The sequence below is a fragment of the Gloeotrichia echinulata CP02 genome, assembly GCA_038087035.1.
Taxonomy (GTDB): domain Bacteria; phylum Cyanobacteriota; class Cyanobacteriia; order Cyanobacteriales; family Nostocaceae; genus Gloeotrichia; species Gloeotrichia echinulata.
The window spans coordinates 2,740,189-2,753,767 of record CP051187.1; the positions used below are offsets into that span (position 1 = coordinate 2,740,189).

The window sequence follows — 13,579 nt, forward strand, 5'->3', positions numbered from 1 at the left end:
TAAAAAAGCCTTCAAAGTCCCCCTTTTTACGGGGGATTTAGGCGGATCGAAAAATTTTTAAATTGGAAGTCCCCTATTACTATATATTTAGTTATTTAAGGATTTCCAAATCCAAAAATATTCAACCCTCAACCGTCAACCGTCAACCTGTAATGGCTGTTCGGATATCGAAGATGTAACAATTGCAATCAACCTAAGATTAAGTTGGTGTTTTCCTAAAAATAGTATAAATTGTTACAAAATATGTTTCTGATTGCTGAAACAGGATTATGGTTATGCATTTTTTACATCAAAGCTGTGGTTTGAGGCGCAAAGCTTTGCACTCCAAAAACTCTGATTTTCTCTGGCGATAAGCGGTTAAATCTACCATTGACTATTGGTATCCTAAAGGAGATGGTTTTTACATGTATCCGGTAGTTTTATGAAACGTCGTGATTTTATCAATTGGGTGGGTTTGGGTTGGCTAGCGAGTTCTTTACCTGTAGCGATCGCAGCCTGTTCTTCCGAGACAACAGCACCGAGTGCTTCTGCAGGTAGCGGTTGGCAATCGGTGGGTACTAAGGCAGAATTAGATAAAACTGGTCAATTGCTTGCCGAAAATTCACCGGTTGGGCCTGTGTTGGTAGTCGGTACATCTAAAACCGCAAATCTCATTGCTGTTAACCCTACCTGTACTCATAAAGGTTGCACGGTAGCATGGAAAGGTAAAGATAAAAAATTCGCCTGTCCCTGTCATGATGCAGAATTTGGGGGTGATGGTAAAGTACGAACAGGCCCTGCCGAAAAACCGCTCAAAACTTACGCCGTCAAAATTGAGGGAAATTCTGTTTTGGTGAAAACAACGTAAATTTGTTATTTGACAAATGACCAATGACCAATGACAAATGACGAAGAAAGCCAGTATGGTTTATTTACGCCGACCGACTTAGCGGCACATGATGCTGCTGATTGGTCATCGTTGATTCAATATCTACAACAAATAATAATTTTAGGCGAAAATTCTCCAGACAAAGAAATAGTTAAACATCAAGAAACACTGCTGGAATTAGCACTCTCAATTTTAGAAATGGGGGATTTTCAGCAACGCTGGGAGATTACCAAGGTGTTGACTAACTTGGGGAATATTGCCATCGCGCCACTAATTGATATCTTAAAAGATGAAGATGCAGAGGAAGAATTACGCTGGTATGCGGCGCGGACTCTGGGGGAGTTTAAACACCCAGATGTAATTCCCCCTCTGGTGGAGTTATTGCACAAAGAAGAAAATGAAGAACTCAAGGCGATGGCGTCCACTGCTTTGGGACAAATGGGTACTGTGGCTATTGCGCCACTTTCGGAACTTTTAATAGATGAAAATACACGCCTGTTGGCAGTGCGATCGCTCTGTTATATCCCACATCCAGAAACTATTGTACCTCTGTTGGGTGTAGTGGCAGATCGACAACCTGCTGTCAGGGCTGCGGCGATTGAAGCCCTCAGCCGATTTGATGATGAACGTGTACCACCGGTTCTGGTCAAGGCTTTGGATGATTTAGCTTCTGGGGTCAGACAGGCCGCTGTATTGGGGTTAGGTTGTCGCCCTGATTTATGCGAAGCATTAGATTTGGTGACGAAATTGCAACCGTGGCTGTATGACTTGAACGAAGATGTGAGTTGTGCAACGGCGATCGCCCTTTCTCGCATGGGTGGTGATACAGCTACCCAGCACTTATTTCGCGTGCTGATATCACCGTACACACCCCTGAAGTTACAACTCGAAATTGTCCGCGCTTTTAGCTGGATGGGGACCCTATCCGCTGTGCAGTATTTGCAACAAGCACTGAATCAATCCACAGAAAGAACAATTTGTCAAGAAATTGTCACGGTTCTGGGGAGAGTACAACAGCCACAGCTAACTCAACTAGCTGCAGAAATTTTGTTGGCAACACTGCAATCAAAGCACAAAGCCACGGAAATTGCCAGCTTCAAGAGTGCGATCGCCTTATCTTTAGGTCAATTAGGTAGAATCGAGGCGATTGAATCCTTGATTTTGCTGTTAGCAGATCAAGATCCAGTCGTGAGATTGCACGCGATCGCCGCACTCAAAAATCTTGATTCAGAAATTGCATATCAACAATTACATCAGCTAGCAAATAACCCTATACTCACACCACACTTGCAACAGGGAATAGCGATCGCCTTGGCGGAGTGGGACAGATGAGGGTTGATGGTTGACGCTGCGAATTTTAGATTTTGGATACTTCTCTACGTTCGCGTAGCGTGTCGTAGACAGAGGCTACGCCAACGACTTAAGAGCGGGACGCTGCGCGAACGCTCAGTACAAGTTTTGGATTTTAGATTTTTTGGGATACGAGCGTAAAAATGTGACACTCATACACCAATTGCAAGCAATGTGGTGTAGGCTTCCGAGTCCTGTTAAGGATATCAGGAACTTCTTTAGTGGTACTCCATTTTTCCCACCACAGCATTTTATAGTGAGGTACGTGCCCTGCCCCACTCTTGGTCTTAAAAAAATTCCAAGTTCAAACTAGTTTCCTTGAAAATTTTACTTACAGGAGGTAGCAACGCATACACGGTTGCATTTCCCTATAAAACCCCATATTTTCAGTTTTCTTGGCGCAGCCTCTCCCTTTGGGAGAAGGTACTATGTTAGACCAGCATTTTAGGCTTTGTCGTCACTTACTATATTCTAGCAAGAAGTGATTACCTATCTCAAGATATTGATAAAAGCTCAACTGCCCTCTAATCTGTTTTACCTGCGGTACAAACAATTAGAGGGCGTCTCGTTTTTATCCCGTCATTCATCCCACACCAACTTCGGGTATGGTGTGGGGCTTCTGCCGGGTTAAGCTAAAAGACGCTCCTACGTCGCTTTACGCTACGCCGTAGGCTTTACGCTGCGAAGCACGCAAATCCAAAATCCAAAATTGGTTGACTGATTCGAGTTGCCCATTAACCTTCTTGTAAAAAAAAATATACTTAGTTCGGACGTAGTATGGATGATTTAAAATGCACAAAATCATGTATTTAGACTTATTGACAAAAAGTACTTACAGTGTAATATGAACGAATTTTCCTCTTCTAGATGCAAAAATATACAGATTTTTCTTTCATTAAATAATAATGATTGACAATCTCATGGGACTGTGGATATAGCTACAAGGTTTATTCTGACTTGTTTTCAGGCTTTGTCTTGGCATCCGCATGAGGTATTACAAAGCTTGCATGAAGTAAATATGAAGATTAATTAAAGATAACCAAAAAAGTATACGACGAATTACTTATAGTGGTATAAATTATATATAAAGCTAGCGGTTAGTTAAGATACCGCTATTTACGCTGTGGCTTGACGCAATTTGTCGGGTTGAAAATTTTGCAAAAATCAAATAGTAGTTCTATCTAACTATTACTCCACCACAGGAACTTTGAGGGGTTGTTAGTAGTTGCATTTTAGCGGTCTGACAATCAAGAGTGCTAAAGCGCAACCACGAACAAATCAATTCACCTAGCATTGTTGGCGTGGCGGACTACGAGTACAGGATGGCGCAAATAAAGCTATGATTCAAAATCGCTCAAAATCTTACTTTATAAGATTTTTGAATTTTGAATGAGCGAATTTTGTGCAGCAGTACTAGTCGTAGGGATAGTTTATTGACTTAGATGCATGTATTTCAATATGCATTGCGATTAGTTATGCAAGGAACCTCAAAAAAACTCAAGTTAATGTTGGTCTGTACCTCTGGTGGGCACTTTGCAACCATGAAAAGTCTTAGGTCTTTCTGGTCAGTGCATGATAGGGTTTGGGTGAGCGATCGCCAAAAAGATACGACAATCCTTGACAAGGAAGAGAGGGTACATTGGCTACCTTATCAAGCACCAAGAGATGTATTAGGTCTTTTGCTAAATATTCCGGAAACTTTGAGAATTCTCCGTCGAGAAAAACCAGATTTGGTGATTTCAACAGGGGCAAGTTTAGCTATCAATTTTGGCTTTTTAGCTAAAATAATGGGCATGAAATTTATTTTTATCGAAAGCATTTCTCGCCCTAACGAATTAAGTATCTCCGGTAAGTTAGTCTACCTAATATCTGACGAATTTTACGTTCAATGGCCAGAGCTTTGTCAGAAATATAATAAAGCCATTTTCCGAGGTTATGTCTCATGATTTTAATGACTTTAGGGACGATATCCTTTCCATTTGACCGTGCGATTATTTGGTTGAAAATCCTCTTAGACCGTGGTGTGATTTCCGAGAAAATTTTTGTGCAGTACGGTACTAGCGACATCTCTGTATTAGTAGGACACCCTTTAGTAACTTTAGAATCAACAGTTACTTCAGAGGAATTAATGAAATTAGTAGATGCTTCTCGCTTAGTTATTTCCCATGCAGGGCAAGGTTCTACAAGGATGTTGGTAGCTCGTAAAGCGCATTTTGTGATCTTACCAAGGCTGCAACGCTACGGAGAGCATGTAGACGATCATCAGATGAGGTTTGCTGAAGCAATAGCAAAGTATGGTATCAAACACATGATGTCTATAGATGCTATTGAACAAGCAATCTTACAGCCCCCGCCTATTTTGCAGGGACAACTATTTGGTGGACCAAAGCTAACAGATTATCTTTTGAATCAATATCCTCCTGCAAATACAAAAGTTCAGTTAATCTCATAAACTGTTGTGTTGATTCATTGTTTGGGCATCACATACAAGGCGGTAGGAGTTTAACTCCAGATTATCGCCTTAATCGAGCAGTATTAATACTTGCTGATAGTCTAAATTATTAATAAGGTTTAAAACTGTGAAGGCATCTGCAATCATCAAAAGGCATTGGTTGCCTCTGGTTGGGTTAAACAGTGCCATTCTTAGCGCAACACTAGCGATTTCTGTATTATCGCCGAAAACTTGGACAGCTGGCACACAACTGATTTTACCGGATACGACAACAAATCTAGATGCAAGTTTGGGGACATTGGGGCAACTCAAAGACCAAGGAATTGCATTTACTAACGAACTCAGCCCACTGCAAGTACAAACATCTATCATTACTAGTAATGATGTGATCAGTTCTGTTTGGTCATCTGACCCAGAAAAAAATAAGTATCCCAGCCTTGAGAGGTACAAAAAATTGTTTAAAGTCAAGGCAGTAGATCAGTCCACAACAATTAAAGTAGAGGCGATAGGTTCTCTACCCGAACTAGCAAAACAAAGGTCACAAAGACTGATTGAAAGTTATCAACTTCGTGTAAATGAACTCCGTCAAGGAGTAGCATCTGCTAGAGAGCAATTTACCCAGAGTCAGTTGCAAGAAGCTGAACGCAACTTGGAGATAGCAAAGAATCAATTAGCAAAATACAAGCAGTCCACAGGGTTGGTTAGCAGCGAAGATCAGACCAAAAATTTGGTTGAAGCCATCAAGTCTACAAGAATATCACAGACACAGGCAGTTGCCCAAGCGCAAGCAGCAGCGACACGTTCCCAAATACTATCCGCACAAGTAGGGATGACTCCAAAAGTGGCTATTAGCTCTTTACGCTTGAGTCAAAACAAAGAATATCAAGCACTGCGACAGAAGTTATCCGAAATAGATACCGATATTGCAGTTCAACAAGGAGACTTTACTAATGAACATCCTAGAATTAAATCATTGCAACAAAAGCGTCAGGAATTAATTGCTGCACTGAACCAACAACGAACTTCCTTGGTGCCCAATGCTGAAGGATTAGATACCAGCTTTGGTGGTAATAACTTCAAAGATACAACTATGGACTTAATTGCCGATCTGATTCAGGCTGACGCTGAGAGTAAAGGGCTGCAACAAGAGTCGATAAAACTTCAGCAACAGGTGAATAAACTGCAAATGGAACTGAGCAAAATATCCACCCAACAAGCTAGGTTGTTGGATTTACAGCGTCGATACGATATTGCAGAAGGTCTCTATAAAGGGATTGTAGCTCAGTTAGAACAAGGGAAGATCACCGCCTTTAATGCCTATCCAAATGTGCAAGTTCTCGATCAACCTTCTGTAGACTTCAAACCAACAACCCCGAAACGCTCTTTGATTTTCCTTGGTGGTATTTTGACATCTATTTTGGGTAGCGCTGCTCTAATCTCATTCTTCGAGTCTCGTAACCCCCTACTAAAACCAAAGGATTTGCAAGAAATAGAATTACCTGTACTGGGGCGGATTTCTACTTTCAAATCTTCCACATTGAGATTGGATACCGAATCGACGGAAATAGAGTTTCAAAGGCTTGCTTCTACTATTAGCCTCATGCAATTAGAAAACCGTCGCCTGATGATTACTAGTTCAACGCCAGGAGAAGGTAAAACACTAGTAACTTTGGGACTAGCTAAAGCTTTAGTAGTGTTAGGGTTTCGAGTGCTGATAGTTGATGGTGATTTCCACAGGACAAAGATGAGCCAGCATTTTGGCTATTTTTTAACGAAGGACGCAAACTCTTTACCGACACCAGTGTCAATTAGCCCTAACTTGAATCTATTACCAGCAGCGCCCATAGCCAACGGCAAAATAGTTGAGTTTGTAGCGCGTGGGGAATTTGAACGGTATTTAAATGCTATTCAAGCCACAAGCGATTACGATTACGTGATTGTTGATAGCGCACCAGTTGCAGCAACTAGTGAAACAGCCTTAATGGCAAAGGCGATCGCTAATGTGTTGATGGTAATTCGCTTAGGAGTGAGCGATCGCTATATGGTGCAGGACACCCTAGAACAATTGAATCGCCATAATGCCCAAGTTATCGGTCTAGCGCTTAATGCTGTTGAGCAACGGGGGGAAGGGTACATCTACAAACGCGATAATACCCAGGTCAACTCGTAGAACAAATAAATAGAAAAAGTAAATTGCCATTAATTCAAGTTATTTGAGAGGAGAAAATATCATGTATATTAAGGAATTTTAACATTTTTCATGGGTAGGTATTTGACTCAAATCTTTACATTTTTCAATCGCATCAATGAATTTTATCTCAAAAACACATGAAAATAAAAATGCCATATTTCAGGGAATATGGCTTCGTACTCAGGCATTAACCCAAGCCGAAAAAGTCGTATGTTTGGGAATTATTTTAATCCCCATTTGGTGGGTTATTGGCTGGGGGGTAATGTTACTATTATGGATGTGTGCCATAGTATTTTATGAACTAAAAACTAATCGCAAGATTCGCCTATCACCTCCCAATATAGAAGTAATTGGAATCATATTATTTAGTTTTTACCGGTCACTTTCTTATGGTATGAATTCACCAGAAATTGCACCAAGAGTGTTAATAGATCCACTGATCACCTGGGGTTGCGTGGGAATATTACTTTGGTATATTCAAAGCAATAACATTCGCGTGCGTCTGCAACCAGTTGCCTGGGCTTTTTCCTTTACCATCTGTATGATGATACTTTGGTGGATATTTTGTCACTTTGTGATTAGAGAACCATACTATACTCCTCCTCGAACTCTTTACGCAGTATTGACAGATAAGGGAGCCTACAACCCAGCAAATTTGGGTAGTGTTGGGAACTTTTTAGTTCCATATTATTTGACAGAGAAAGGTTTTGGTGGACTATATCGTCATAATTTCTTTTTTCCCCATCCAACAGTTTCTTCCTTTGCAATAGGCTTTGCGGGTCTGATTGCTCTGGATCTAAAAAATCTCTTGTGGTCTAGGTCGATATTAGCAGCCTGTACATTATTAATACTGATTGCTCAAGCACGTAACGCTTGGTTGTCTTTGTCGGTGGTGCTGGTTGTACGGTGGATATTAACAACTGGCAAAACTCGAGGAATTACATTTATGTTAGCGCTATTTGCGATCGCCAGTTTTGCGACATTTTCTGTACCTTCAGTGACTAATTATATCGCTGACACTTACAGTAATACTGTGGAAACAACTAGTAATTTTCGCAAAGAATCAACTGAAGGGCGGCAAAAAATCTATCAGCGAACCTGGGAAAGTTTTATTGAAGAACCTTTGTGGGGACATGGAGTGAATGGACCTTCGGTTGTACCAGGATATGAGTTTGCTGGACTTGGTTCTGAAAGTTTTATTTTAGGAACTTTGTTATATAAATCGGGGTTAGTAGGTACTGGAGTTTTCCTCGCCTTTTATATATCCTTACTGGTGCAACTTTGCAAAACACGAAAAGATAGACCACTTTGTTGTTTTCTCATGCTGCTTTACTTCACCCTTGCTTCTTCTGTCACTGAGTTTCTCGGTTTAGAATTATTCCTTCTTTTGTTGTGTACTATCTTGCAAAAATCTCATATAAATCAAGGTAAGCAATCAGAATTTTCAATACATAAATTTCCGATGAGTTAATAGTTGATAGCAATTCAAAATACTTGATATTTTCAATCAAAAAAAATTATGCGAAAACTTTTAATCTTACCAGGAGCCTGTAATGCAGTCGGAGGAACAGTAGTGACACTCTCGTTATTGATTCAAGGGTTTGAGCAGTTGAAGCAAGCAGAATCATTATGTGTTTTAGTGCAAGCTGATTCTGTGATGGAAAAGTATTTACTCCAAGCAGGACAAGGGGCTTACCTGAAATCAATTGCAGCAAATAGCCAAAGTGAATTTTGCACAAAAGCACTGAAATGGGTAAATCAGCAACCGACAGATTACCCCTTGTTGTTAGACAACTGTGTTGATCGCCGGTTGCAATTAATCCTTCTGTGGGCTAGCCCACGTCTTCGTTGGAGTGGTCGTCAGATTTTTCACTTTTTTCACGATTTAGCACTGTCATACAATTATGCAGGCTATTTGCTGCGAAAGCTTATGTTTGCTAGTCTTGCACCAGTTGGTATTTGCAACTCTAACTTCACGGCTCAACATGTTCGTCAGTTTGTGTCCAACATTCGGGGAGTTATGTATCAACCTGTGGCTACAGAAAGTTTTCAGTCTCAGGTTAAATCTCATCCTCCATCTGAGTTACAACCAATACTTGAATCCGGGGCAAAGATTATCTTGACGCCATCAAGAATTAATCAGCCTCACAGTATTGGTGACAAAAATCTACGGGCGCTGATTCCTGTTTTAGCGCACCTACATGCGAGCGGTCACAAATTCCACGGCGTAGTCATTGGGCAAGATTTATCTCCTAATCAAATCTATACTCAGGAATTGCTCAAAAGTGCGAAAAATGCAGGCGTTGCTGATTATTTTACGGTCTTACCCCCAACCCTAGCGATACAAAATTACTATAATTATGCAGATATTGTCGTAAGCCTTGCTCCGAGGGAACCATTTGGACGCATCATTGTGGAAGCGATCGCCTTTGGTGTTCCAGTAGTTGGTAGTTGCACAGGCGGAATCGGGGAAATTTTAAGTCACTTTGCCCCTGAGTGGATGGTCGATCCTCATGACCCAAAAGCCGTATGTGAGGCAATTATTCGTATTAGCAATCATCAGAATACTTCAGAAGTTTTAACTCAAGCAAAAAATTGGGTAATGCAAAATTGTAGCGTGAGTAAATACACGCAACAAATGATGCAAATCACTGAATTAATTTCGATAAATACCGACGAAAAAGAGTTAAACAAAGTGTACTAATTTGTTTCGACCACAATTAAATTTACTTGCATTTAGAGGATAGTTCAATGCCATCGTATATCAGAGATATAGCTAAAAAAGTTTTACCCAAACAGACCTTGCCTACCGTCATGCAAATTACCGGAGACTTGCAGTCTATATGGTATGCCGGAAATAAGTTTATTTGTCCTTGCTGTGGCAACCAGTTTCGTCAATTCAGGACGGGTGGGGTTAATAATAGAGTTAATGCTGTTTGTCCAAAATGTAATTCCTTGGAAAGACATCGAGTTTTATGGTTGTATTTACAAAATAAAACTAATTTGTTTGTTGATAAGTTACGAGTTCTTCATGTTTGTCCGGAGTATTTTTTCTTCCTAGCCTTAAATTACAGATCCAATCTTGAATATATCGGTGCAGGTTTAAATGCACCATTTGCTAAGGTTGAAATGGACATCACAAACATTCAAGCCCCAGAAAACTCCTTTGATGTGATTTTGTGTAGTCATGTTTTAGAACATATCCCCGATGATCATCAAGCTATGAGCGAGTTATTTCGAGTTCTTAAGCCGGGTGGTTGGGCAATCTTACAAGTACCACTGGACTACGAACGGGAAAACACATTTGAAGATTTTAGTATCACATCACCTAAAGATAGAGAACGTTTATTTGGTAAAGATGATCATGTCAGAGTTTATGGCTTGGATTACAAAGATAGGCTGGAAAAAGCTGGTTTTATAGTTAAGGTAGAGGATTACGTTAAAGAATTAGGAAAGGAGATAATGACAAAATACTGTTTACCAGAAAGAGAAGATATATATTGCTGCAAAAAACCAATATCTTCAGAAAATAAAGATGAATCTATTTGAGAATTGAACAGCAACAAACGGTAGAAGTCATCGTGATTTTATAAGTAATATAATGTGGACTTTTTCACAATCTATAACTTCCATCAGCGCACAAGATCATAAACCAAATATTCTGGTAATCTCCCGTACCTTTTTTCCTAATCAAGGCGGTATTCAGGAGTATGCCTATAATCGCTGTTTGCAAGACCCCAAAAGTGTCATCGTTCTTTCCTCTGCATGTGCAGATGACGGCAAATTTGACCAGATACAAACATTTCCAATATACCGCTGGCCGATGCCACCACCTGGGCTTTTTGGACCTTTAGGGGGTATTTTAAAACAAATTCTGAATATGTTCTGGTCAGTAGTATTAGGCATTCGCCTATATCAACGCTATCATTATCGTTATATAGAGTGGTGCCACGGCTACGACTTTCCTGCTTTACTCTTGCTAAGTTATTTATTGCCGATTGAGTGCTTTATTTACCTCCACGGAGATGATGTACTTTGCCCGTTAAAAAATCCTTTTTTTCGATGGCTATTTGAGTGGACACTCCAGCGTAGTAAAATAATTGTATGCAATAGTAGCTTCACTCAAAACTACCTAAAAGAGAATTTTGAAGTTGAGCGACCTATTCAGATTATCCACCCAACTGTCAGACCAGAAAAATTTGGTCAGGTAAGTCTCAAGCAAGAAAATATTCTCCGCTCACAGATACGCCAGAAATATCAAATTCCCCAAGACGCAATTGTGATATTGTCAGTAGGGCGCTTAGTCAGACGCAAAGGTTTTGACCGGGTTATTGAACATTTGCCCGCCCTGTTAGCTGATGGGCTTGATGTCTACTACCTCATCTGCGGTCGGGGTCAAATGGAGTCTGAACTGAGGGAATTATCCGAAAAATTGGGTGTTGCTTCACGGGTTATTTTTGCCGGATATGTACCTGATGAAGAATTAGCTAGCTATTACGCAACGTGTGACATATTTTCGATGCTTACCTTCTTTGATAACAAGCAAAAAAGCATTGAAGGTTTTGGAATTGTTTACCTAGAAGCGGGTTATTTTGGTAAACCTGTGATCGCCTCACGAGTAGGAGGTGTAGAGGATGCTGTCCTTCATGGAGAAACCGGTTTGTTAGTAGATCCAAACTCTCCAAAGGAAATTTTGTCAATGCTGCGCCAGATGTGTACAGATCGAGAACTGCGTGAAAAATTAGGTAACAGAGGTCAAGAATTAGCAACCAGGAACACGCCTCATAGAATGCTGTATATGACTTAAATTACAGTGTAAATCCATCACAAATATTACCTACTAAAATCATCATTTAGGAAAAATCGCAATGACTATTTACGAACGCGGTATTATCACCTTCGCTTATGGATTGCCTAAGTTTATTGAAATGGCAAAAACTCTGGCACATTCGCTAAACCTATATTCACCAAATATTAGGCGTGCAATAGTTACGGACAACCCAGACAACAAAGAATTAATAGAACTATTTGATGACATTATTCCTTAAACTTCATATCAATTGACAAAGGTAATCTCATGAAAAACTTTCAACACTTTATTATCACTCGATTTAACGTCAGAGTAGACTACAGCAACTCACGCATCGGAATTAACCCCGATTGGTTAACTCATCGCTTCAAATTATTTGACAAGTTTTGCTATTCTTCCCTTCGCGGACAGTCAAACCAAAATTTCAAATGGCTAATTTTTTTTGATAGTGAAACACCAGAAGAATTTAAGAATAAAATCCAAGAATACTCAAAATGGCAAAATATTATTCCTATTTATCTAGATTCTGAATTTACTAATAGAATTAGTCGGGAAACTGTGCTAAATAATTTAAACAATAATGTTGAATATTTAATTACAACCAGATTAGATAATGATGATGCAGTCTCTAAACAATTTGTTGATTTAATTCAAAGCAGCTTCAAGAAACAAAAGTTTGAGTTTCTAAATTTTACTTGTGGTTACGTTTTGAGTAATCGCAAGCTTTATGAATTTAATTACTTAAATAATCCTTTTATGAGTTTAATTGAAAGAGTTAATGAACGAAATATTGATGGATTCAAAACAATTGTATGTGGAGAACATACAAAATTGTCTTTGATGGGCAAGATTGAACAAGTAAAAACAAAACCAACGTGGCTACAAGTTATTCATGATAAAAATGTATCTAATAGAGTGAGAGGCATCAGACAACCCATAAAAAGATTAGGAGATGATTTCTCTATTAATACCGAATATATTCCCAATCAAGAGAAATTAGTACCTTATTTAATCGACAAAAGTTTTAGCCTAATTAAGACTCCTGTAGACTCCCTTGTTCTCGCCTTACCAAAAGATGTCAGAGCTAGTCTCAAAAAAATATCAACGATGATGAATCGCAAATATATCTGATTTATCAACAGATAGTTCCAATATCAATCGATTAGTATTAGGGAGAAATTTTTGGTCATGAAAATGAGCAAAGTAGAATCAACAACTGGTTTTAGTGCATTGATGCTAAAAGTAATTCGTAGATGCGTACAGGCTTTTGAATACTGGGATACTAAAGGTTATGAAGCAGAAAAATACTGGCATGATAGGCATTCAAAATATCAATTCAATTTGAAGGGAGTTGGCAATGCAGCATTATCTCAAGAAGAGAATGAGCAGATGTATCTTGAAGCAAAAGAGGTTTTCCTTTCGGTTTGTCATGAAATGGAAATTGACTTCACTAAAATTTGCATACTAGATATAGGTTGTGGTACTGGATTTTACACAAAGATTTTTCATGAAAATGGATGCAAAAACTATTTAGGAATTGATATTACAAATGTTTTATTTGGAAAACTCACCCAAGACTTTCAAGGATTTAAATTCCAGAAATTAGATATTTCTGAACAAAGCTTAAATGATAGCTTTGATTTAATTATCATGATTGATGTGACACAACATATTACCAATCCTGATAAATTTTCTTTTGCTATGCAAAGCATAAAATCTTCTCTAGCCGACAATGGTATTTTTATTGTCACTTCATGGCTTAATGAAAATGCCCGTCAATGTTTCTATGAAGTTTCTCGCTCTCTGAAGGATTATCAAAAAGAATTCCCTGATTATAGCTTTAGTAAACCAATTCCCTTTAGAGATAAATTTATCTTTACGATCCGAAATAAAAAATGAAATCAAGTT

12 protein-coding genes are annotated in these 13,579 nt (G+C 39.1%); all 12 read left to right on the plus strand.

Annotated elements, in window-relative coordinates; all coding sequences use genetic code 11:
- Positions 1-421: 421 nt before the first annotated feature.
- The 12 genes from HEQ19_12110 (at position 422) to HEQ19_12165 (ending at position 13,570) form a co-directional block, all read left to right on the plus strand.
- On the plus strand, positions 422-847 hold the full coding sequence (locus HEQ19_12110; protein ID WYM00150.1) for a ubiquinol-cytochrome c reductase iron-sulfur subunit: 426 nt from the start codon (positions 422-424) through the stop codon (positions 845-847).
- Between the two features lie 30 nt (positions 848-877).
- Positions 878-2,200, plus strand: a complete 1,323-nt coding sequence (locus HEQ19_12115) for a HEAT repeat domain-containing protein (GenBank protein WYM00151.1) — start codon at positions 878-880, stop codon at positions 2,198-2,200.
- Positions 2,201-3,693: 1,493 nt separating this feature from the next.
- Complete coding sequence (pssD, locus tag HEQ19_12120; protein ID WYM03373.2) at positions 3,694-4,164, plus strand: PssD/Cps14F family polysaccharide biosynthesis glycosyltransferase; 471 nt, start codon at positions 3,694-3,696, stop codon at positions 4,162-4,164.
- Entirely contained in the window at positions 4,161-4,670 is a 510-nt protein-coding gene (locus HEQ19_12125; protein WYM00152.1) for a glycosyltransferase, read from the plus strand. Before pssD ends, HEQ19_12125 begins: the two co-directional genes overlap by 4 nt.
- A 127-nt stretch (positions 4,671-4,797) precedes the next feature.
- Positions 4,798-6,840, plus strand: coding sequence for a GNVR domain-containing protein (locus HEQ19_12130; GenBank protein ID WYM00153.1), 2,043 nt, complete (start codon positions 4,798-4,800; stop codon positions 6,838-6,840).
- A gap of 136 nt (positions 6,841-6,976) precedes the next feature.
- The gene (locus HEQ19_12135) at positions 6,977-8,332 is read left to right on the plus strand and encodes an O-antigen ligase family protein (protein WYM00154.1); all 1,356 of its coding nucleotides are present in this window, start codon (positions 6,977-6,979) and stop codon (positions 8,330-8,332) included.
- 48 nt (positions 8,333-8,380) lie between these two features.
- Positions 8,381-9,565 (plus strand): glycosyltransferase family 4 protein, encoded by a 1,185-nt coding sequence (locus tag HEQ19_12140; protein ID WYM00155.1) that lies wholly within the window; start codon positions 8,381-8,383, stop codon positions 9,563-9,565.
- A gap of 47 nt (positions 9,566-9,612) precedes the next feature.
- Positions 9,613-10,410, plus strand: a complete 798-nt coding sequence (locus HEQ19_12145) for a methyltransferase domain-containing protein (protein ID WYM00156.1) — start codon at positions 9,613-9,615, stop codon at positions 10,408-10,410.
- Between the two features lie 52 nt (positions 10,411-10,462).
- Positions 10,463-11,668, plus strand: a complete 1,206-nt coding sequence (locus HEQ19_12150; GenBank protein ID WYM00157.1) for a glycosyltransferase family 4 protein — start codon at positions 10,463-10,465, stop codon at positions 11,666-11,668.
- Positions 11,669-11,729: 61 nt separating this feature from the next.
- Positions 11,730-11,909, plus strand: a complete 180-nt coding sequence (locus tag HEQ19_12155) for a hypothetical protein (protein ID WYM00158.1) — start codon at positions 11,730-11,732, stop codon at positions 11,907-11,909.
- Positions 11,910-11,938: 29 nt separating this feature from the next.
- The gene (locus HEQ19_12160; protein WYM00159.1) at positions 11,939-12,802 is read left to right on the plus strand and encodes a glycosyltransferase; all 864 of its coding nucleotides are present in this window, start codon (positions 11,939-11,941) and stop codon (positions 12,800-12,802) included.
- 63 nt (positions 12,803-12,865) lie between these two features.
- Positions 12,866-13,570, plus strand: coding sequence for a class I SAM-dependent methyltransferase (locus HEQ19_12165; protein ID WYM00160.1), 705 nt, complete (start codon positions 12,866-12,868; stop codon positions 13,568-13,570).
- The last annotated feature ends 9 nt before the right edge of the window (positions 13,571-13,579 follow it).